A 21,054-nucleotide genomic window follows, 5' to 3' on the forward strand; every position below is an offset into this window, starting at 1 on the left:
TCACAATTCAATATAATAATGACCAAAGAGTCAAAAGTCAAACCATAGTATAGTAATCATTATAGAAAGAGTGAAAATATGTCAAAACGGGATCTTATTATTGAAAAGTCTATAGAGATTTTATTTGAACGTTCGATTGCCTCAACTTCCATTCAAGACATCACAAATGCATGTGGCATATCAAAAGGCGCTTTTTATCTTTCTTTTAAATCAAAAGAAGAACTGCTCATTGCGATTTTTGAGTACCTTATTCAAGATATGATATTAAAATATCAAGAGCTTATAAATTTGAAAACGGAGCCTAAGGAGAAACTAAGACAATATTTCGTGTTATCTTTTAAGTTATTTGAAAAAAATTATCCCTTTATCTCAACACATGCACGCGAGCTCATCAATATTGTTGACAAAGAAGTGATCGATAATATTCAAACACAATGTAAAATTGCTGATCAAATCACTTTACTGCTTCTAAAGGACATATACGGTTCAAAAATAGAAGAAAGTAAATATGATCTATCGATATGTATACATGGTATGATGAAAGGTTATGCCGAGTTTATTGTACTACAAAAACAGTCCGTAGATTATTATGAATTGAGTAAATTTTTGGTAAACAGGATTGATGTATTGGTTCATGCGGATTTGACACCATTGATCACAAAGGAAATGTATGAACAAGATCCTAAGAATCATGTTCTTATCAAAAAAGAAGATATCCTAGATGAAATAACAAAATGTAAAGAGCAGTATATAGATGATTCCTTTATGACGGATACTTTCGAGTTAATCATGGAAGAATTGCAAAAAGAACATCCTCGCAAGGCTATACTATTAGGCATGTCATCCAATCTTGTTACAAATAACTTAAATTGGCTTGCCATATTACTAAAACAATATATCAATAATATGTGAAAAGAAAGCAACTCAACACATGCTGAGTTGCTTTTTCTTTGTCGATTTACATGTATCCCCAAACCATTGCTAACAATGTACCAAATACGGTGATTAAACCAACTAATACGGAGTAAATAATTGTAATATATAAAGATTTCTTATCTTCTGTTTCACCAATATGCATAAACAAAACTAATTGAACAAGCGCTTGAGCAGCAGCTGTCACAATCAGAATGGTCAGAGCAACACCGTTCGACATTCCTTTAAACATCACTACGGTTAAAGCTGCGAGTGTTAAAACAAGAGAACCGACAAAGCCCATTACATGTTCTTTTGGAAATAGTTCTTTCATTTTTACAACACCCCTTTCAAATAAACAAAACTGAAGATGAAAATCCATACAACGTCAAGGAAGTGCCAATATAATGAAAAGATAAACGCTTTATTGGCTGTTTTAGCATTTAAACCTCGTTTTTTAATTTGCAGTAAGATACCTGACCCCCATAGAAGACCAAATGTTACGTGGGCACCATGAGTACCAAGAAGTGTCATTAATGACGACATGAAAGCACTTGTTTGGATCGTAGCACCATCATGGATATACGTTAGAAATTCATTGATTTCTACACCAAGGAATACAGCACCTAAAACTAATGTTAAGATGTAGAATACGATCATTGCCTTTGTACGTCCGATACGCATGGCATGAACACCTAAACCAATTAAAAAACTACTAGTGAGCAAGACAAATGTTTCTACCAATACAGGCGGTAATTCAAATAATTCCTTGCCTATAGGACCTGAACCTGTACGATCCACTAATGCAAAGTACACACTAAATAATGTCGCAAAGAGAAGGATTTCGGCCCCAAGGAAAACCCAGAAACCAAAGATTTTTAATTCATTTTCTTCTGTACTGTACTCTAATGGAACTGATTTGTTTTCTTTTGACACTATAGTTCACCTCTCAATCGGCGTTCAGTTGCTTCGATTTCTGCCACTTCAATATGGTGACCTTCATCTTTTTCAAATGAACGATAAGCCATAAATCCTAATGTCGCAATTCCAAATACAATCACTAGAGACCAAACACTGAATACAAAGAAGAATGAGAATAGGAATAGTACACCAGCCATCCACATGGGGGCACCACTATTATTTGGCATATGAATGCGTTCATATTGACCAGCTGTAATATCTCTACCTTCTTTTTTCGCATACCAGAATTCATCTAATTGATTGATATGTGGGACGATCGCAAAATTATATTCTGGAACTGGACTTTGTGTTGCCCATTCAAGAGAACGTGCATCCCATGGATCGCCAGTCAATTCACGTGGACTATGACGGAAGCTATAGTAAATGTTATAGCAAAGTAGAGCAAAACCTACAGCTAATACAAGAGCTCCTATGAATGATACCATGCTCAATGGTCCATAACCTGTATCTGCAGAATAAGTGTACATACGACGTGCATAACCATCTAAACCTAATATGAATAGAGGGAAGAATGCAACGTTAAAACCTACCACAATACACCAGAAGGCTGATTTACCAAGTTTTTCATTTAATCGGAAACCAAAGATTTTTGGCCACCAGAAATGATAACCTGCTAGAACGCCAAAGACTGTACCTGGTATTAACACATAGTGGAAGTGAGCTACTAAGAACAATGTGTTGTGATATTGATAGTCGGCACTCGCCATGGCAAGCATAACCCCAGTTACCCCACCAATTGTGAAGATTGGAATAAATGCTAATGCGTAAAGCATAGGTGTTGTGAATGTAATTTTCCCATGTCTCATGGTTAACAACCAGTTGAATATCTTAACACCAGTTGGAACAGCGATCAGCATGGTTGTTATTGAGAAAATACCATTGACCATGACACCATGCCCCATTGTATAGAAGTGGTGAACCCATACCATAAATGATAATAATGAAATGGCAATCATACTAAATACCATTGACGTATAGCCAAATAAGTTTTTACGTGAAAATGTTGAAATTACCTCACTGAAAATACCGAATGCAGGTAAAATAACGATATATACTTCAGGATGTCCCCAGACCCAGAACAAGTTAGCCCAAAGCATATCCATCCCACCATCTTGCATCGCGAAGAATTTCGTGCCAAATTGACGATCTAAAGTCATCAATGCAAGTGCAACTGTTAGCACTGGAAAGGCAAATGTAATAATGATATTAGTGATTAATGCTGACCAAGTAAACATTGGCATTTTCATCAACGTCATACCAGGTGCACGCATTTTAACGATCGTTGTAATGAAGTTAATACCTGTCATCAAGGTACCCAAACCAGAGATTTGTAAAGACCAAGCATAATAGTTGTTTCCCACATTAGGGCTAAATTCTATGCCTGCTAATGGAAAATAAGATGACCATCCAGCATTAGGTGAACCACCAATTATGAATGATATATTTAATAATCCTGCACCAGCTGCAAATAACCAGAAGCTTAGTGCATTTAATCTTGGAAATGCCACATCACGGGCACCAATTTGTAGAGGAATGACGATATTCATCAAACCAATAATAAATGGCATTGCCATGAAGATAATCATGATCAAACCATGTGTTGTGAAAATTTCATTATAGTGTTCGGCATTCAATAAACCATTTTCTGGAATAGCAGTTTGTGCACGCATTAACAGCGCATCAATGCCGCCTCTAAATAGCATAATCAATGCAACAAAGATATACATAACACCGATTTTTTTATGGTCAACAGTAGTAAGCCAGTTTTTATAGAGCCAGCCCCACTTTTTGAAGTAAGTCAAGCCAACAACAATAGCAATAGCACCAACTAAGATACTGATACCAGCGCCAAAAATCATCGGCTCTTTCATCGGCGCGAATAATTCTTTCATGCTCATGAATGTAACTCCTTTCTTGTCTCAATACTTAAAAACTACTTTGCTACTAAGTTAGTGAGACATATGCATTCCTTTCATATCGTGAGAATCATGTGAATCATCTTTTTTTGATTTACTATCACTATGTTCGCTCATATCCATTGGAGCTGGGCTAAATGATAAATGTGTAGAAGAGAAACTTTCTCGTCCCACAAAAGATGTTTTTAGTAATTTATTAAATTTAGCTTCTGTCAATTTTGGTTCATGTGCTTTTACGTCTTTAGCCCATTGATCAAAATCATCTTGTGACATCGCTTGAGTTTCAAATTCCATTTTCGCAAAGCCTTTACCATTGAAGTTTGAATTACGCCCCATATATGAGCCCTCTTCATCAGCAGCTAAGTGGATTTTCGTGACCATATCACTCATAGCGTATTTTTGACCGGCTAATTGTGGAATCCAAAAACTTGTAATGGGTCCAAAAGAATATAATCTAAATTCAATTGGTCGATCAGTTGGAATATTAAGATAGTTAACGGTTTCTATTCCTTGTTCTGGATAACTAAAATGCCATTTCCAATCAGATGATGAAGCATAAATGACGAGCGGCTTTTTATCACCATAGCCTGTTTGTTGGTTTTCAACCTTTGACGTTGTAAACACTGTGACAATAGCTAAAACGGTTACAATAATAATCGGAATAGCTGTCCACGTAATTTCTAAAGCTTTACTACCTTCTTCATGAGGTGGTTCATAATCTGCTGGTTGTTTTGATGCGCGATATTTTGCCAACATATTAATCAGTAATACATATACGACTAATAAAATAACAGCCATCACTATTATGGAAAAGATGATTGTGTTCGACAAAGTCTTAGCATTTGGCCCCTTTGCATCGAATACCATCAAAGGTTGGCATCCGGACAATATGAATGTCAAGAAGGCCATAACCGCCGGCATAATAAGAACTTTTTTCTTCATAATGTACTCCCTTCTCAAAAAACAATTAAAATCCAATCATTTAAAATGTTTTATTGAAGTATTCGTTCTTCTAATATTTGAAACTATCTTTGAATTCATTGAGATTGAAAATTGCTGCAATATAAATTGTGAGTATATAACATTCACTCAATAATTTAATAACCCCAAACATGTACGAATGTAATATACTATTATCACAATTTATATAGTGAAAAATAGAAGTCCTAATTTTTGTAATTTTTTCTTCCAAGCTTTTCGATCTCCGATTAAATTCACATGAATTATACCTCCATATTTTTAATAAAAAAATAAAAAATACTCCAATTACAAAATAAATTTGCCTTTTTTGAACGTTTTGTGGACATAATTTGTATAAAATGTGTACGTTGTTTCAATATAGATCTAAAGAAATATAAATATGGAAACTATTATGGAATATTGATATATTTCAAAACTAAACGACTTGAATTATCTGAAAGAATCCGCTTTCATTATATAAAAAAAGAAAATCGCCTCTACCTAATTTTGTAAAAGGCGATTTTCAAAAAACGATAATACAATGCCAAAACCTTATCGATGATGAAAATGATTCTATATTCTTTTCTTTTTTTATAAAGCAGGCGCAGAACCACCATCAATATTGATAGAAGTACCACTTACATAAGATGCTGCATCAGAAACCAAAAATGTAATTACATTTGCAGCTTCTTCTGTTTCTCCAATGCGGCCAAGTGGAATAGATTTTCCTACTTTTCGAGAATACTCTTCCCAAGTCAATTCTGGAAACTTTGTTTGCCACATACGTTCAATTTGAGCACTACGGATAAACCCAATGCAAACGGTATTAACACGAATATTCATCGAACCAAGATCTTTGCTCATCGCATTTGTCAAAGCCATACCGGCAGCCCTACTTACGGTTGTCGGTAAAGAAGACGCTGGTGGTGTTTTACCTAACACAGCTGTGACATTTACAATAGCCCCTCCTCCTGCTCTCTCCATGTGAGGGATTGCCGCTTTTGCCGTATAAATAGCGCCAAATAATTTTAAATCTAAATCGTTCTTCCAATAATCTGTGTCTACCTCTAAAAAAGAATGAGCCGCTGATGTGCCAGCATTATTGATAAGAATATGTAATTGTCCAAAGTGTTTAACTGTGGTGTCAATAACACGCTGACAGTCCTCTTCTTTCGTAACATCTGCAACAATCGTGACGACTTCTTTACCTGTTTCGTTTAATATATCTTTTGCAGCTTCTTCCAGAGCTGAAGCTGTTCTCGCACAAATAACGACCTCTGCTCCTTCTGCCGCTAATCGTTTGGCTGTTGCAAAGCCAATTCCTTTGCTAGCTCCCGTGATGACTGCTACTTTCCCATTTAAACCTAGCTCCATTTTCAAACCTCCAATCATTTTGTTATATCCTTGTATCAGTCAATGTTTACCTTATTTTAAACATGCTTTGTGTAACTGATTGAAAAAACAACGACATCTAGTTGAAATGCTAGCTCATGGAAGGAAGTTTTCTTCCCCCTCCCATCAGATATTACTGAGCGAATTAGACTTTTACAAGCATTTGTTCCTTTATCCCGCCTGCTTTTACTAGAAGTCGATGTTGAGGAATTACCGCCTGTTATAAAACGGGTTAAAGGGGAACTTCACCCCATAGAAGTTTTTCTATTCTTCCATGGGGTGTTAGTTGAACTAATCGGATTTTTACAGGCAGTTTGTTCCCCTCTTTCTCTCTCTAACTTTACTAGAGGCTTGATGCTGAGAGCTCATTGCCTGTTTTGTCAGAATAAAAAACCCCTTAGTCCACATTGACAGCAGTATCCTAAGAGGTTTATAAATGTATAAATTATTTTTTAGCAATGATGTGAATTGGATTACCTAATGCAACTTCAGCAGTTTCCATTGTAATTTCACCTAAAGTTGGGTGAGCATGGATTGTCATTGCTATGTCTTCAAGTGTGACGCCAGATTCGATGGCTAAACCTAATTCAGCAATCATATCTGATGCACCAGTACCTACGATTTGTGCGCCTAATAATAAACCATCTTCTTTACGCGCAACAAGTTTGACAAAGCCTTCTGTTTGGTTCAATGCAAGTGCACGACCGTTTGCTGCAAACGGGAATTTTCCTGTAGTAACTTCATAGCCTTCCCCTTTTGCTTGATCTTCTGATAGACCTACAGTAGCCATTTCAGGATCTGTGAAGCATACGGCTGGAATGGCTAAATAATCAACAACTGATTTTTGTCCAGCAATTGCTTCGGCAGCAATTTTCCCTTCGTAAGATGCTTTATGGGCAAGTTGTGGGCCAGGGACAATATCACCAATTGCATAAATATTTGGTACACTTGTGCGACCTTGTTTATCCACTTTTAACAGTCCACGTTCGCCAAATTCAATGCCAATTTGTTCTAAGCCTAGCTCATCTGTATTTGGTCGGCGACCTACAGTCACTAATACGTAATCAGCCGCAATTTCTTTTGCTTCGCCTTTTACTTCATATTTTACTGTAACACCTGATTCAGTTTCTTCAACACCTTGTGCTAAAGCTTCTGTTTCAATTGTCACACCTTTTTTCTTAAGACCTTTTTTAACAATTGTTGTCATTTGTTTTTCAAAGCCAGCTAAGATATCTTTGCCACCTTCAAGAATGGTTACTTGAGAACCTAAGTTAGCATAGGCAGAACCAAGTTCAGTACCAATGTAACCTCCACCAATGACAACAAGTTTGTCAGGTACTTCTTGCAATGAAAGTGCACCTGTTGAATTTAACACACGGTTTGAAAATTTAAATGTTGGAATTTCAACTGGTCGAGAACCCGTTGCAATAATAGCGTTTTTAAATGTGTATGTTTGAGCTGAATCTTCAGTGATTACTCGTAATGAGTTGGCATCATGGAAATAAGCTTGACCTTTTACCACTTCAATATTGTTTCCTTTAAGTAAACCAGAAACACCGCCAGTTAATTTTTTTACAACAGAATCTTTGAATGCTTGAGCTTTTTTGAAGTCTAATTTAACTTCTGGAGCAATAATTCCCATATCATCTGATTCTTTTGCTTGTACATATCGATGACCCACAGAAATTAACGCTTTAGATGGGATACAGCCTACGTTTAAACATACGCCGCCTACAAATTCACGTTCTATTACTGTTACTTTTTGACCTGTTTGTGCTGCACGGATTGCTGCTACATACCCCCCAGGGCCAGCACCGATGACAATTGTATCTCTTTCGATTGGAAAATCTCCTACTACCATTTTATTACGCCTCCATTAATAATAGTTCGGGCTCACTTAACAAGCGTTTTATATTGTTCAACGCATGCTGAGCAGTAGCGCCGTCGATCATTCGATGATCAAAGCTCAATGATAATGCTAACACAGGTGCCGCTACAATTTCACCATTTTTTATCACAGGTTTTTCAGAAATCCTTCCTATTCCCAAAATTGCTACTTCAGGATGGTTAATTACTGGAGTAAACCATTGACCACCTGCTGAACCAATATTTGTGATGGAACAAGATGCTCCTTTCATTTCGTTAGGAGCTAATTTTCCTTCACGAGCTTTTGTTGCCAATTGGCTGATTTCATCAGAAAGTGCAAAAACAGATTTACGATCTGCATGTTTGATAACGGGAACAAGTAAACCTTTTTCTGTGTCAGCTGCAATACCTACGTTGTAATAATGTTTTTGGATAATCTCTTGTGTGGCATCATCCAATGAACGGTTAAATTCTGGGAACTCGCGTAAAGTACTGACCAATGCTTTGACTACATAAGGAAGATAAGTTAGCTTAATACCTTTTTCAGCAGCAATAGCCTTGAACTTTTTACGGTGAACAACTAATTCAGTTACATCTACTTCATCCATTAATGTTACATGTGGAGCTGTTTGTTTAGAGTGAACCATTGCCTTAGCGATTGCACGACGAATACCTGACATTTTTTCACGTGTTTCTGGGAATTCACCTTCAAATTCAACTGGAGTCGTTTTTGCAACTTCTTGAGCTGATGTTTCTTCAACTGCAATTGTTTTTTCTGAAGTATCTTGTTTTGCTTCGCCATTTTTAAACGCTTCAATATCTTCTTTTAAAACTCGCCCGTTTTTACCGGTGCCAACAACTGCTTGAATATTGACCCCGTTTTCACGAGCAAATTTGCGTACAGACGGCATAGCGATTACACGCTTCTTTGAACGGTCTTGTTCTTCTGCGCTTCCAGTAGTTCCTTGCTCATTAGAAACTACTTTCTCTACTTTTTTCCCATCTTCTGCTGTTGCTTGTACCTGTGCTTCTGTTTTAGCTTTCTCTTCTTCATCGTCAATATGACCATGAAGCTCGAGTTCTTCGTATCCTGGTGCATCAATTTCTAAAAGAGCGGTGCCAACAGTTGTTACAGCTCCCTCTTCCACAAGTACTTTTTCAATAGTTCCTTCAACTGGAGATGGAATTTCAACAACCGCTTTGTCGTTTTGAACTTCTGCTAATACCGTATCTTCTTCAATTTTATCACCCGGTTTAACAAACCACTTGACGATTTCTCCCTCATGGATACCTTCACCAATATCAGGTAAACGGAATTTATAAGCCATATAATTCACCCTTTCCTTATATTACATAATAAATTAGAATTCTAAAACTTTTTTAGCCGTTGCAATAATATCTTTTGAATTTGGTAGCCATACTGCCTCTGCTTGTGGGAATGGATAAACAGTATCTGGTGCTGTTACACGAAGAACGGGTGCTTCAAGACTCAAAATAGCTCGTTCTGTTATTTCACTTACGACATTTGCTGCAATACCTGCTTGTTTTTGAGCTTCTTGAACAACGATTGCACGGCCTGTTTTTTCAACAGAAGCAATAATTGTTTCGATGTCTAATGGTTGAATTGTCCGTAAGTCAACAACTTCAACTGAATAATTTTCTTTTTCCAGTGCTTCTGCGGCTTTTAATGACTCGTGAACCATCGCGCCATAAGCGAAAATGGAAATGTCTTTACCTTCACGTTTAACATCTGCTTTGCCAAGCGGAATCGTGTAGGATTCTTCTGGTACTTCTTCACGGAATGAGCGATAAAGTTTTAAGTGTTCTAAAAATACAACTGGATCATTATCACGAATAGATGAAATCAAAAGTCCTTTCGCATCGTAAGGAGTTGATGGAACAACTACTTTAAGACCGGGTTGAGATGCTACTAAACCTTCTAAACTATCTGAGTGCATTTCAGGTGTATGCACACCACCGCCAAATGGGGAGCGAATCGTAACAGGTGCCCCTAGGCTGCCACCTGAACGATATCTCATACGAGCTAACTGTCCACAAATCGAGTCCATGACTTCGTAAACAAAGCCGAAAAATTGAATTTCTGGTACTGGGCGGAACCCTTGAAGTGCAAGACCGATGGCAAGACCACCGATTCCAGATTCAGCAAGAGGTGTATCGAATACACGATCCTGACCAAACTCTTTTTGAAGACCTTCGGTAGCACGGAAAACCCCTCCGTTCACACCAACGTCTTCACCGAATACCAACACATTTTCGTCATCTTTTAACTCACAGTGAAGTGCATCTGTAATTGCTTGAATCATTGTCATTTGTGCCATCGGTTACTTCGACTCCTTCTCAGCGTAGATTTCAAATTGTTCTTGTAAGTTATAAGGAAGATCCCCGTCATTCATGTTACGAATAAGATCAGTTACTTTTTGTTTTGGCGTTTCGTCCGCTTTTTTAATAGCTACTTTAATTTCTTCTTTTGCTTTTGCGATTACTTCCGTTTCTTTTTCTTCATTCCATAAACCTTTTGCGACAAGGAATTTACGGAAACGAACAATTGGGTCTTTCTTTTCCCATTTAGAATCTGTTTCTGAAGTACGATAACGTGTTGGATCGTCACCAGCCATTGTATGAGGACCATAACGATAACAAACGGTTTCGATTAATGATGGTCCATCCCCCGTGATCGCACGTCGACGAGCATCACGTGTAGCTACATAAACTGCTAATGGATCCATACCATCTACTTGAATACTTGGTATACCAGCAGCGATGCCCTTTTGAGCGATCGTTGAAGCAGCTGTTTGCAATTCACGAGGTGTAGAAATTGCATACTGATTATTTTGTACAATAAAAATCGCTGGTGATCTGAAAGCCCCTGCAAAGTTGATACCTTCATAGAAATCACCTTGTGATGAACCACCATCACCTGTATATGCTACGGCAACTGCCTTTTTACCACGTTTTTGAATACCTAGTGCGACTCCTGCAGTTTGAACATATTGAGCACCAATAATAATTTGTGGTGATAATACATTCACATCTTCTGGAATTTGACCACCTACAAAATGTCCACGTGACCAAAGGAATACTTTCCACAATGGGAGTCCGTGCCATACGATTTGTGGTATATCGCGATAACCAGGTAAAATATAGTCTTCTTTTTCAAGTGCATAATGAGAAGCAATTTGAGAGGCTTCTTGACCAGCAGTTGGTGCATAGAAACCTAGACGACCTTGACGATTTAATGAAATTGAACGTTGATCTAAAATACGTGTAAAGACCATGCGGCTCATCAATTCGACTAATTGGTCATCAGATAGCTGAAGGTCAACCTCCTGATTAACAATTTCCCCTTCTTCGTTTAAAATTTGAAACATTTCAAATTTTTCTTCGATTTCCTGTAAATTAGCCACAGGATCGAATTGTTGAATTTTTTTAGAAACCATTTTACCACATCTCCTTTATTTCTGTATTATATCATTATAAAGATTTTAATAATACAGCAACCTTTTATAATAGTATATCGAATAGTAATTCAGCGGTCAATCATAGTTATCTACTATCTCTATTTTTAATTTTCATCCTTTACCAATACTGTATTACCAACGGATTTATTCTGTTATATATAACAGTGCTATTTTTAGATTCTTTACTAACACAGTTTTAACATTTCAGTTATTGCCTTTTCTTTCATAACTAAAACAAACTTTTATAAACCGAAGTTTCTTTTCGTTGAATGCAATGGTTTGTACGTTATAATAAAGTGAAACTCCATCAGTGGGGGGTTCTTCATCTCCCACTGATGGAGAGGAACTCAGGTTAAAAGCGCCACGTCCTGTTGTGGCAACACCTGAGGGACCAACATCTTGCCCGCCCGAACCAATCGGACTTTTACAGGCAGTGGTTTCCCCATCTCTCTTTCTCGTTTCTCTATATCTTGAGATAGGAGCCTTACTGCCCGTTAAAGCGGGATAATTAGGAACTATTTTCGAAGGGGAGAACGCAATGATTTTAATGCACGACATTATCCGGGAAGGTCATCCAACTTTACGAGAAGTTGCAAAAGAAATGACCTTTCCTCTAACAGCAGAAGAAAAAAAACTTGGCGAAGATTTACTCCAATTTTTAATTAACAGTCAAGATCCTGAAATAGCCAATAAACACGGCTTACGTTCTGGGATTGGAATCGCAGCGCCTCAAGTAAACGTTTCAAAAAGAATGTTTGCACTATATTTGCCCGATAGTAAAGGAAATCAAATTAGTTTGATTGTCATCAATCCTAAAATTGTCAGCCATTCTGTAGAAGGTAGTTATGTAGCGACTGGTGAGGGCTGTCTTTCAGTCGATCGTGATGTGCCAGGCTATGTTCCCCGTCATGCACGTATTACAGTGAAATTCTTCAGTCCTGATGGAGAAGAAAAGAAAATGCGTCTAAAGGGTTTACCTGCTATTGCATTTCAACATGAATTAGATCATTTAAATGGCATTATGTTTTACGATCATATCAATAAGGATAATCCTTTCGCTGAAATACCAAATGCTAGTCCATTAGAAGAGTAAGATTCAACTAACAACTAGTGTTTTACTGGCTGTTAGTTGAACCAATCGGGCTTATATAGGCAGTTTGTTTCATTCAGCCTTACGCTTATGCCGGAAACTTGCTGCTAAGGATTTACTATCTATTAAAACGGGTAAAATACAAAATGCTGTTAAGAAACAAAAAATACAATTCAAATGGATGTTGAATTGTATTTTTTGTTTTTTAATATTAAATTTTCTTACTAGGCAGATATTTTTCTAGCATAAGCCTAGTTTTTTCATAGCTTTCGATAATCCATCACGATCTACATGATCCGTTACAAAAGTTGCTGCTTCTTTTGCTTTTTCATGCCCGTTGCCCATCGCCACACTAGTTCCTACAGTTTGCAACATTTCGACATCATTCAGTCCATCTCCAAATGCAATAGCATCTTCAAAATCAAAATCTGTTTGTTCTAAAAATTGCCGAATCCCATAAGCCTTGGAAACATCGTGATTGATAACATCAACAGAAAATTCATGCCATCTGATAAATTTCAATTCTGGATAAAGTGATGCATATCTTTTTTCTTCTTTTTCATCAACATACAATAAAATTTGATATGTATTTGAATACTTATAATATTCTCCATCCACTTCTGGCATTGGATAAAATAAAGAATCCATACTTATTTGTACCTTTTGATCGTCTTTTATGGCCGAAGTCATTTTAATATTGTCTAAATATACTATTGGATTATTTTCGATTGCTGCTTGAGTCACTAATCTTTCAATCGTATTCATTGGAATAGGACGTTTGGATATTACTTTGCCTTTATGTACAACATATTGTCCATTAAAGCTAACATAGGAGTTCAAACCAAGCTCATCTAAGACCGGCTTCAAAAAGAAAGGAGATCGACCAGTTGCAATCACTACTTCATGTCCATTTTCTTTAGCTTTCTGAATAGCATCATAGGTTGCTTTTGGCAACCTTTTTTCTGAATTATATAGCGTTCCATCAATATCAAAAAATAAGATTTTATTTTTCATATAATCACAACGACCTTCTTTCAATATTTTAACTGTTAAGTAAAACATCTTTACATTTATTACCTAACCTGATACAATAGATATAAGGAGTGATATGCCATGCTTAAACGTCTAAAAAAACGACTGTTAAAAAGGCTTCGTGGCTTACTCGGAAAAAAAACAATCGCTTAATGTTACTTTGCCCTTCAAATTATGAAGGGCTTTTCTTTATTTTAATTTACCTACATGATAATATAAAGGAAATGCAATTATTTTGAACGTGTTAAAGGAGAGCAAAAAATGATTTACAAAGTTTATTACCAAGAAAATGCGCTTGAAGTACCAGTTCGCGAAAATACTAAAAGCTTATACCTTGAAGCAGAGGACGTACGTGATGCCCGTGAAAAGCTTCAAAACTCTGGCTACAATATTGAGTATATTCAGTTGCTTGAAGGAAATTACTTAGAATACGAACAAGCAAGTGAACATTACAAATTGGAGAACCTCTAATTAATGAAATTTGTCAAAAATGACCAAACTGCAATTTTCGCACTCGGCGGACTGGGCGAAATCGGTAAAAATACGTATGCAGTTCAATTCCAAGATGAAATCATCTTAATAGATGCAGGTATTAAGTTTCCTGAAGATGATCTTCTTGGTATCGATTATGTAATCCCTGATTACACTTATCTTGTAAGAAATGTAGACAAGATCAAGGGGCTTTTTGTAACGCATGGTCACGAAGACCATATTGGCGGTATACCATATTTACTTCGTCAAATTAACATTCCTGTTTATGGCGGTAAATTAGCTCTCGGTTTGTTGCGTAACAAATTAGATGAACATGGTTTGCTTCGTCAAACAAAACTCATTGAGATTAAAGAAGACGACATTATTAAATTCCGTAAAACATCGGTAAGTTTCTTTAGAACCACACACAGTATTCCAGATGCATACGGCATTGTTGTCAAAACACCACCTGGAAACATCGTGCATACAGGTGATTTCAAATTTGACTTTACTCCTGTTGGAGAGCCAGCAAATATAACAAAGATGGCTGAAATCGGGAAAGATGGAGTACTTTGCTTACTATCTGACAGTACAAATGCAGAACGTCCAGAATTTACAATGTCAGAACGTAAAGTCGGCGAAAGTATCGATGAAATTTTACGTAATGTAGAATCTCGCATTATTTTCGCAACATTTGCGTCCAATATTCACAGATTAAAACAGGTCACTGATGCCGCAGCTAAACACGGCCGTAAAGTTGCTGTCTTTGGTAGAAGTATGGATAATGCGATTACGCTTGGACGAGAATTAGGGTATATTACAGCACCGAAAGAAACATTTGTCGACGCGCAAGCATTAAATCGACTGCCAGCGAACGAAGTGATGATCCTTTGTACCGGTAGTCAAGGTGAACCGATGGCAGCATTATCCCGTATTGCAAACGGTACACACCGACAAATTCAAATTCAACCAGGTGATACAGTCGTATTCTCATCTTCACCAATTCCTGGTAACACAATTAGTGTAAATAAGACGATCAATTTGTTGTACCGTGCTGGAGCTGAAGTAATTCATGGTTCGTTCAATAATATTCATACTTCTGGTCACGGTTCTCAACAAGAACAAAAGTTAATGTTACGTCTGATTAAACCAAAATTCTTCATGCCTATTCATGGTGAATATCGTATGCTGCGTATGCATGCAAGCTTGGCAGAAGATTGTGATGTTGATCCTGACAATATTTTCATCATGGAAAATGGTGAGGTTCTTGCTTTAAGTTCTGATGAAGCACATGTCGCTGGTCGCATCCCTTCCGGTTCTGTCTATATTGATGGTAACGGTATAGGTGATATCGGTAACATTGTGTTGAGAGACCGTCGAATCCTTTCAGAAGAAGGTCTTGTTATTGTTGTCGTGAGTGTGGACATGGAACAACAAAAAATGGTTGCTGGTCCAGATATCATCTCACGTGGATTCGTTTATATGAGAGAATCAGGCATGATGATCAACGAAGCACAACAAATCTTAAATAAACATCTGCAACAAACATTGCAAGAAAAATCACCTCAGTGGTCTGAGTTGAAAAACGAAATTACAGATGTATTAGGACCTTACTTATTTGAAAAAACCAAACGTCGTCCAATGATTTTACCAGTCATCATGGAAGTCTAATAAAGTTAAACTTCATAGTGGGTGTTTACCCATTCGTGCAAGATAAAAACAGAGCACAGAATGCTGTTATACTAGCATCTATGCTCTGTTTTTTTAGTATGTTTTTGAGTGAAAAAGTTGATCGAATGCAATGCTTGTCTTTATCTACGCTCTTCAAGCCTTATCAAATATTATTCTGTTCAGTATCAATTTAGCATTTTTTTCTCAAAGCGATTAATATCCACATCTGCACCGATAACAATCAGCACATCACCTTCATGAATCACTTCATCAGCTTGAGGCGAAACGATAATGTCCCTCTCACGTTTTATAGCCACGATAGTAATACCATAACGTGCTCGAATATCTAAGCCAATAATCGTATGTCCTTCAAGTTGATCGTTTGCCTTTATCTCCATAATCGAGTGCTCATCTGAAAGCTCCAAATAATCAAGTACATTATTCGACATCATATTGTTGGCTATTCGAATGCCCATATCGCGTTCTGGATGTACCACATGATCGGCCCCTATTTTTCGGAGTACTTTTTCATGATAATCATTCTGAGCTTTTACTGTAATTTTTTGTACGCCAATTTCTTTTAACATGAGTGTGGTTAAAATGCTTGATTGGATATCATCACCGATAGCCACAATAACATGTTCAAAATTTCGAATTCCTAAAGATTTTAGAACAGACTCGTCTGTTGTGTCCGCAACAACCGCTTGAGTAGCAATCGTGGCGAATTCATCAACTCGTTCTGGATGCTTATCGATTGCCATTACTTCCGCACCTTGATGTATAAGTTCATTGACAATACTACCTCCAAATCGCCCTAAACCGATGACAACAAATTCCTTTTTCATGCGAAATACCTCCAATTTCGTAGCACACCACAAAGCCATATCCCCATCTATTTTAGCAGACAAATTCATTTTTTGCTTTCAATATACAGAAAAAAGGGATGGCTAAAATTCATGCAATCATTAAAATCTACTCCATATGTTCTTACTTTTTAAGCAGAAGGTCCTTCGTTTCTACTCTATCCATCAAAAATAGCATGATAGGATACTCCTAACCATGCTATCTCCCCTTTTAGGAAAATGAAATTAAAAACGCGCTTCATCTAGTACTCGTTTAACACGCAATTCCAGCATTTTCATACCACTACTGCCTGCTTGAAAGTGGCGAAGTGTACCGTTTTTATCGAACACATAATAGGAAGGGACATATTGGTTTTCAAAAAAATCGGTAAGTTTCCTCTTGCTGTCAACAAAAATTGGTTGCGTGATACCATGTTCTGCTGCAACCTTTTTGATTTCTCCAAGATCCAAGTCTTTTTCAGATCGTGGCATATGAACTGCAACTACGTTTAGTTTGTCTTTATATCGCTCACGGAATTTATTCACTTCTGGCATAGCTTCTTTACATGAATGACAGCTAATGGACCAGAAGTGAATTAAAGTTGGTTTTTTCCCGACTAAATCAGCTTTTGAAACTTCACCATTTAACCAAGCGGCTTCGCCTTCTAGTTCTGGCATTTCTGAACGTAATCTCATCGTATGTTCACCCCATAAATTTTAGTTCCTACGATGTTACTATATGCATTTTTTAAAAAAAGGACCTAATCTAGGTTAGGAATCCCTTGGTTTTTATACGCCAGGCATATCACAAGGATGGATAAATACTCTTTAGCTATTGTAGCCGCCTCTTTATTTTCATTGCTTCACTCATTTGCCGAATAAAGATAAAAACAATGAACCGCTTCTTTAAAAAAGAAGTAATCCATTGTTAAATTTAGAGAGATTGTACATATTAAGTTGTCCCCTTTGATTGATCTCCTATTTCATCAATCTCCCTTTAAAACTCATGCAATAGTAGAAGGGATATAAAGGCAACTATCTTATTCGATTGGTTCAACGAAAACACCCAGTGGGAAGATGAAGAAATTCCTACTGGATGAAGTTTCACTTTATTCTTCTTTACTACCTAGGCAGCGTTCACATTCATATAATGTGGATTCGACCTGTTCTACAATTTCGCACCCACATTCTACACAAACTTTTGGATATTTTTCATTTTGCTCGTTTTGCATACTATCTCCTCCTCGTCTATTATAAGTGAATGTTTGGCTATCATAATGTCATATTAAGAAATATGTTGATAACTTGGTATTGTCAAAAATTCTTCGAAATCATCTTGCAGTGTTAAATCCGTAAATATGTCTGCAGCCTCTTGATAACGTCCATTGATAAAGTTTTCTTTTCCTATTTGTTTTTCAATTTTATGTAGCTCTTGTTTCAAGATTTCTTTGAATAAAGCTACATCAATTTTTTGACCATTTTCTAATTTTCCCTCAGGATGTCTAATCCACTGCCATACCTGTGTACGAGATATTTCAGCAGTTGCTGCATCTTCCATCATATTATTGATCGGAGCGGCGCCATTCCCTCGTAACCAAGAAGCAATATATTGAACCCCTACACTGCAATTAAGACGCAAACCATCTTCAGTAATCGTCCCCTGTGGAACTTCCAATAAATCTTTAGCTGTCACTTGAACATCATCCCGCTTACGCTGAATTTGATTAGGTGTTTTCATATACTGATCAAATTCTTTCATGGCTACAGGTACTAATCCCGGATGCGCTACCCATGTTCCATCATGACCGTCAGTTACTTCACGTTTTTTATCTTCGCGAACTTTTTCAAAAGCAATCTCATTTGCTTCAGGATCACCTTTTATCGGAATTTGCGCAGCCATCCCGCCTATCGCAGGTGCATTACGTTTATGACAAGTTTGAATACATAATTGTGTATACGCTCTCATAAATGGTGAAGTCATCGTTACTTGACCTCTATCTGGTAAAATAACATTTGAATGGTTACGTAGTCGTTTGATGTAGCTGAAGATATAATCCCAGCGTCCACAATTTAAACCAGCTGAATGATCCTTTAACTCATATAAGATCTCATCCATTTCAAATGCTGCTGTGATCGTTTCGATTAATACGGTCGCTTTAATCGTTCCCTGTGGAATTCCTAAATAATCTTGTGAGTAGACGAAGATATCATTCCATAGTTTGGCTTCCAAATGGCTCTCTAGCTTTGGTAAATAGAAGTATGGTGCTGTACCACGCGCCATCAGTTCCTGTACATTGTGGAAAAAATACAACCCAAAATCGAAAAAGCTACCAGAAATCGCAACACCATTTACTTCTACGTTTCTTTCGGTTAAATGCAAACCACGTGGGCGAACTAATAAAGTGGCTGTTTTGTCATTTAAACGATACTCTTTTCCTGTTGATGCTTGTGTGAAAGAAATCGTTTTACGAATGGCATCATATAAATTGATTTGACCTTCAATCATATTTTCCCAAGTTGGCGATGTTGCATCTTCAAAATCCGCCATGAAAATTTTTGCACCGGAATTTAAGGCATTGATAATCATTTTCCGGTCAACAGGACCTGTAATCTCTACTCGTCGATCTTGCAAATCTTGGGGTAACGGAGCAATTGTCCAGTTACCTTCACGAATGGACTTGGTTTCATCCAAAAAGTTCAAAGTAGCACCATCATCTAGCTTTTTTTGACGTTCTTCTCTTTGTTTTAATAATTTTTTTCTTCTGTCATTAAACTGTAGCTGTAATGATGCGACAAATTGCAATGCATCAAGTGTTAAAACTCTCTCTGTGGATGCGTTTTGTTTTCCTTTTATTTCAATAACAGGTGTGGCTGCTTGCTGAATCCCCAAATTAATCATCCTTTCAAATTAGCTACATAGAAAAAAATGAAAGGTCATTTGCCATTATTTTTCTAATGATGAACAATTTAAACTAGAATCATTGTAAGCGATTTAAATATAGATCATTTTATATTAGAAAATTTTACAAACAACCTTATTCGATCAATCGTTTGATTAGACAAATTGTGCAGTTTCAGTAGAACCTCCCATAGCTGTTGTTGAAGATGTACCACCTGAAATAACTTGTGATACTTCATCAAAATAGCCAGTACCTACTTCACGTTGATGTTTTGTTGCTGTATAGCCATTAGCTTCACTTGCAAATTCTTCTTGTTGTAATCTTGAATAAGCTGCCATACCATGATCTTTGTATTCGTGAGCTAGTTTGAACATGCTATGGTTCAGTGCATGGAAACCTGCTAATGTAACAAATTGGAATTTATATCCTAATTTACTTAGTTCGATTTGGTACTTAGCAATTGTTTCCTCATCCAAGTTTGCTTTCCAGTTGAAAGATGGTGAACAATTATACGCTAGAGGTTTTCCTGGGAATTTTGCATGAATCGCTTCAGCAAATTTTTTCGCTTCTTCTAAATCTGGTTTAGAAGTTTCACACCAAATTAGATCTGCATATGGAGCGTAAGCTAAACCACGAGCAATCGCTTGGTCAATCCCTGCTTTTGTACGGAAGAAACCTTCTGGTGTTCTTTCACCTGTGATGAACTCAGCATCTCTAGAATCAATATCACTCGTTACCATGTCTGCTGCGTCTGCATCGGTACGTGCGATCAAGATCGTAGGAACACCTAAAACATCTGTTGCAAGACGTCCTGCGATTAAATTACGAATCGCATTTTGTGTTGGTAACAATACTTTCCCGCCTAAATGACCACATTTTTTCTCGGATGCTAATTGGTCCTCAAGGTGAACACCTGCAGCACCAGCTTCGATCATCGATTTGACCAATTCAAAAACATTTAAAGGACCTCCAAATCCTGCCTCTGCATCTGCAACGATTGGAGCAAACCAGTCAAAATCGTCTTTACGACCTTCTGCATGATCGATTTGATCTGCACGTTGAAGAGCTTGATTGATACGTTTTACGACTTGTGGTACAGAGTTCGCAGGATATAATGATTGGTCCGGATACATTTGACCTGCAAGATTCGCATCAGCTGCTACTTGCCAACCGCTTAAATAAATCGCTTTCAATCCTGCTTTTACTTGTTGTACTGCTTGATTACCTGTTAGGGCTCCCAATGCATTGATGAAATCTTCTTCGTGCAACGACTTCCAAAGGCGCTGTGCACCTTTTTCCGCTAACGTATGTTGAATTTGTACAGAACCTTGAAGTTTTACTACTTCTTCTGCTGTATAAGGACGTTCAATCCCTTTCCAACGATCTTCAGTCGCCCAACTTTTTTTCAATTGTTCGATTTTTTGTTGTCTTGTTGACATATTCATCTTCATCTCCCATTTTTCTTTGTTAAACGCTAGCTTACTATATAAAATACACCCCTACATTTTGTTGCATAACAGCTAGCGTTGTTGTAAACTAATA

Annotated in this window: 20 protein-coding genes; 4 read left to right on the forward strand and 16 right to left on the reverse strand. The window is 37.1% G+C overall.

Annotation, left to right across the window (positions count from 1 at the left end):
- Nucleotides 1–78: 78 nt before the first annotated feature.
- On the forward strand, nucleotides 79–912 hold the full coding sequence (locus tag FEZ13_RS08645; protein ID WP_146552289.1) for a TetR/AcrR family transcriptional regulator: 834 nt from the start codon (nucleotides 79–81) through the stop codon (nucleotides 910–912).
- Between the two features lie 46 nt (nucleotides 913–958).
- On the opposite strand, the gene qoxD is transcribed toward FEZ13_RS08645, so the two are convergent.
- The 10 genes from qoxD to FEZ13_RS08695 all read right to left on the reverse strand — a co-directional run bounded on the left by qoxD (nucleotide 959) and on the right by FEZ13_RS08695 (nucleotide 12,064).
- Nucleotides 959–1,246, reverse strand: coding sequence for a cytochrome aa3 quinol oxidase subunit IV (qoxD, locus tag FEZ13_RS08650; RefSeq protein WP_146552291.1), 288 nt, complete (start codon nucleotides 1,244–1,246; stop codon nucleotides 959–961).
- 2 nt (nucleotides 1,247–1,248) lie between these two features.
- The gene (qoxC, locus tag FEZ13_RS08655; protein ID WP_146549499.1) at nucleotides 1,249–1,848 is read right to left on the reverse strand and encodes a cytochrome aa3 quinol oxidase subunit III; all 600 of its coding nucleotides are present in this window, start codon (nucleotides 1,846–1,848) and stop codon (nucleotides 1,249–1,251) included.
- Nucleotides 1,848–3,791: a cytochrome aa3 quinol oxidase subunit I gene (gene qoxB, locus FEZ13_RS08660; protein WP_146549500.1), complete on the reverse strand. Its 1,944-nt coding sequence runs from the start codon at nucleotides 3,789–3,791 to the stop codon at nucleotides 1,848–1,850. The genes qoxC and qoxB overlap by 1 nt, the downstream gene beginning before the upstream one ends.
- Nucleotides 3,792–3,842: 51 nt before the next feature.
- Nucleotides 3,843–4,751 carry a cytochrome aa3 quinol oxidase subunit II gene (gene qoxA, locus FEZ13_RS08665; protein ID WP_146549501.1) on the reverse strand — a complete coding sequence of 303 codons (909 nt, stop codon included), beginning with the start codon at nucleotides 4,749–4,751 and terminating at the stop codon, nucleotides 3,843–3,845.
- A gap of 609 nt (nucleotides 4,752–5,360) precedes the next feature.
- The gene (locus FEZ13_RS08670; protein ID WP_146552295.1) at nucleotides 5,361–6,143 is read right to left on the reverse strand and encodes an SDR family NAD(P)-dependent oxidoreductase; all 783 of its coding nucleotides are present in this window, start codon (nucleotides 6,141–6,143) and stop codon (nucleotides 5,361–5,363) included.
- Between the two features lie 463 nt (nucleotides 6,144–6,606).
- Nucleotides 6,607–8,022 carry a dihydrolipoyl dehydrogenase gene (gene lpdA, locus FEZ13_RS08675; protein WP_146552297.1) on the reverse strand — a complete coding sequence of 472 codons (1,416 nt, stop codon included), beginning with the start codon at nucleotides 8,020–8,022 and terminating at the stop codon, nucleotides 6,607–6,609.
- 4 nt (nucleotides 8,023–8,026) lie between these two features.
- Nucleotides 8,027–9,355 (reverse strand): dihydrolipoamide acetyltransferase family protein, encoded by a 1,329-nt coding sequence (locus tag FEZ13_RS08680; RefSeq protein WP_146552299.1) that lies wholly within the window; start codon nucleotides 9,353–9,355, stop codon nucleotides 8,027–8,029.
- Between the two features lie 33 nt (nucleotides 9,356–9,388).
- Entirely contained in the window at nucleotides 9,389–10,366 is a 978-nt protein-coding gene (locus tag FEZ13_RS08685) for an alpha-ketoacid dehydrogenase subunit beta (protein WP_146552301.1), read from the reverse strand.
- A 3-nt stretch (nucleotides 10,367–10,369) separates the two neighbouring features.
- Complete coding sequence (gene pdhA, locus FEZ13_RS08690) at nucleotides 10,370–11,485, reverse strand: pyruvate dehydrogenase (acetyl-transferring) E1 component subunit alpha (protein WP_146552303.1); 1,116 nt, start codon at nucleotides 11,483–11,485, stop codon at nucleotides 10,370–10,372.
- A gap of 225 nt (nucleotides 11,486–11,710) precedes the next feature.
- The gene (locus FEZ13_RS08695) at nucleotides 11,711–12,064 is read right to left on the reverse strand and encodes a hypothetical protein (protein ID WP_146552305.1); all 354 of its coding nucleotides are present in this window, start codon (nucleotides 12,062–12,064) and stop codon (nucleotides 11,711–11,713) included.
- On the opposite strand from FEZ13_RS08695, the gene def reads away from it, so the two are divergent.
- Entirely contained in the window at nucleotides 12,045–12,599 is a 555-nt protein-coding gene (gene def / locus FEZ13_RS08700; protein ID WP_146552306.1) for a peptide deformylase, read from the forward strand. The two genes, FEZ13_RS08695 and def, sit on opposite strands and share 20 nt — an antisense overlap.
- Nucleotides 12,600–12,836: 237 nt before the next feature.
- Here def and FEZ13_RS08705 read toward each other — a convergent pair whose 3' ends face one another.
- Nucleotides 12,837–13,610, reverse strand: a complete 774-nt coding sequence (locus FEZ13_RS08705; protein ID WP_146552307.1) for a Cof-type HAD-IIB family hydrolase — start codon at nucleotides 13,608–13,610, stop codon at nucleotides 12,837–12,839.
- A 279-nt stretch (nucleotides 13,611–13,889) separates the two neighbouring features.
- On the opposite strand from FEZ13_RS08705, the gene FEZ13_RS08710 reads away from it, so the two are divergent.
- Together FEZ13_RS08710 and rnjA are read left to right on the forward strand one after the other, a co-directional pair.
- Entirely contained in the window at nucleotides 13,890–14,099 is a 210-nt protein-coding gene (locus FEZ13_RS08710; RefSeq protein WP_146552308.1) for a DNA-dependent RNA polymerase subunit epsilon, read from the forward strand.
- Nucleotides 14,100–14,102: 3 nt separating this feature from the next.
- A complete protein-coding gene (rnjA, locus tag FEZ13_RS08715) occupies nucleotides 14,103–15,770 on the forward strand; it encodes a ribonuclease J1 (protein ID WP_146552309.1) in 1,668 nt (555 codons plus the stop codon).
- 185 nt (nucleotides 15,771–15,955) lie between these two features.
- Here rnjA and FEZ13_RS08720 read toward each other — a convergent pair whose 3' ends face one another.
- The 5 genes from FEZ13_RS08720 to aceA all read right to left on the reverse strand — a co-directional run bounded on the left by FEZ13_RS08720 (nucleotide 15,956) and on the right by aceA (nucleotide 20,951).
- A complete protein-coding gene (locus tag FEZ13_RS08720; protein WP_146552310.1) occupies nucleotides 15,956–16,615 on the reverse strand; it encodes a potassium channel family protein in 660 nt (219 codons plus the stop codon).
- A gap of 243 nt (nucleotides 16,616–16,858) precedes the next feature.
- Nucleotides 16,859–17,308: a TlpA disulfide reductase family protein gene (locus FEZ13_RS08725; RefSeq protein WP_146552311.1), complete on the reverse strand. Its 450-nt coding sequence runs from the start codon at nucleotides 17,306–17,308 to the stop codon at nucleotides 16,859–16,861.
- A 413-nt stretch (nucleotides 17,309–17,721) separates the two neighbouring features.
- Nucleotides 17,722–17,844, reverse strand: coding sequence for a YhfH family protein (locus FEZ13_RS19785; RefSeq protein WP_208219434.1), 123 nt, complete (start codon nucleotides 17,842–17,844; stop codon nucleotides 17,722–17,724).
- A gap of 53 nt (nucleotides 17,845–17,897) precedes the next feature.
- Entirely contained in the window at nucleotides 17,898–19,496 is a 1,599-nt protein-coding gene (gene aceB, locus FEZ13_RS08730) for a malate synthase A (protein ID WP_370467684.1), read from the reverse strand.
- Nucleotides 19,497–19,667: 171 nt separating this feature from the next.
- The gene (gene aceA / locus FEZ13_RS08735) at nucleotides 19,668–20,951 is read right to left on the reverse strand and encodes an isocitrate lyase (protein WP_146552313.1); all 1,284 of its coding nucleotides are present in this window, start codon (nucleotides 20,949–20,951) and stop codon (nucleotides 19,668–19,670) included.
- Between the last annotated feature and the right edge of the window lie 103 nt (nucleotides 20,952–21,054).

This window comes from Rummeliibacillus sp. SL167, assembly GCF_007896505.1.
Lineage (GTDB): Bacteria > Bacillota > Bacilli > Bacillales_A > Planococcaceae > Rummeliibacillus > Rummeliibacillus suwonensis.

Bases quoted from the DNA above. Each gene is read 5' to 3' on its own strand.
- FEZ13_RS08645 (WP_146552289.1), top strand. From the start codon at position 79: ATGTCAAAACGGGATCTTATTATTGAAAAGTCTATAGAGATTTTATTT.
- qoxD (WP_146552291.1), bottom strand. From the start codon at position 1,246: ATGAAAGAACTATTTCCAAAAGAACATGTAATGGGCTTTGTCGGTTCT.
- qoxB (WP_146549500.1), bottom strand. From the start codon at position 3,791: ATGAGCATGAAAGAATTATTCGCGCCGATGAAAGAGCCGATGATTTTT.
- qoxA (WP_146549501.1), bottom strand. From the start codon at position 4,751: ATGAAGAAAAAAGTTCTTATTATGCCGGCGGTTATGGCCTTCTTGACA.
- FEZ13_RS08670 (WP_146552295.1), bottom strand. From the start codon at position 6,143: ATGGAGCTAGGTTTAAATGGGAAAGTAGCAGTCATCACGGGAGCTAGC.
- lpdA (WP_146552297.1), bottom strand. From the start codon at position 8,022: ATGGTAGTAGGAGATTTTCCAATCGAAAGAGATACAATTGTCATCGGT.
- FEZ13_RS08680 (WP_146552299.1), bottom strand. From the start codon at position 9,355: ATGGCTTATAAATTCCGTTTACCTGATATTGGTGAAGGTATCCATGAG.
- FEZ13_RS08685 (WP_146552301.1), bottom strand. From the start codon at position 10,366: ATGGCACAAATGACAATGATTCAAGCAATTACAGATGCACTTCACTGT.
- pdhA (WP_146552303.1), bottom strand. From the start codon at position 11,485: ATGGTTTCTAAAAAAATTCAACAATTCGATCCTGTGGCTAATTTACAG.
- def (WP_146552306.1), top strand. From the start codon at position 12,045: ATGATTTTAATGCACGACATTATCCGGGAAGGTCATCCAACTTTACGA.
- FEZ13_RS08695 (WP_146552305.1), bottom strand. From the start codon at position 12,064: ATGTCGTGCATTAAAATCATTGCGTTCTCCCCTTCGAAAATAGTTCCT.
- FEZ13_RS08705 (WP_146552307.1), bottom strand. From the start codon at position 13,610: ATGAAAAATAAAATCTTATTTTTTGATATTGATGGAACGCTATATAAT.
- FEZ13_RS08710 (WP_146552308.1), top strand. From the start codon at position 13,890: ATGATTTACAAAGTTTATTACCAAGAAAATGCGCTTGAAGTACCAGTT.
- rnjA (WP_146552309.1), top strand. From the start codon at position 14,103: ATGAAATTTGTCAAAAATGACCAAACTGCAATTTTCGCACTCGGCGGA.
- FEZ13_RS08720 (WP_146552310.1), bottom strand. From the start codon at position 16,615: ATGAAAAAGGAATTTGTTGTCATCGGTTTAGGGCGATTTGGAGGTAGT.
- FEZ13_RS08725 (WP_146552311.1), bottom strand. From the start codon at position 17,308: ATGAGATTACGTTCAGAAATGCCAGAACTAGAAGGCGAAGCCGCTTGG.
- FEZ13_RS19785 (WP_208219434.1), bottom strand. From the start codon at position 17,844: ATGCAAAACGAGCAAAATGAAAAATATCCAAAAGTTTGTGTAGAATGT.
- aceA (WP_146552313.1), bottom strand. From the start codon at position 20,951: ATGTCAACAAGACAACAAAAAATCGAACAATTGAAAAAAAGTTGGGCG.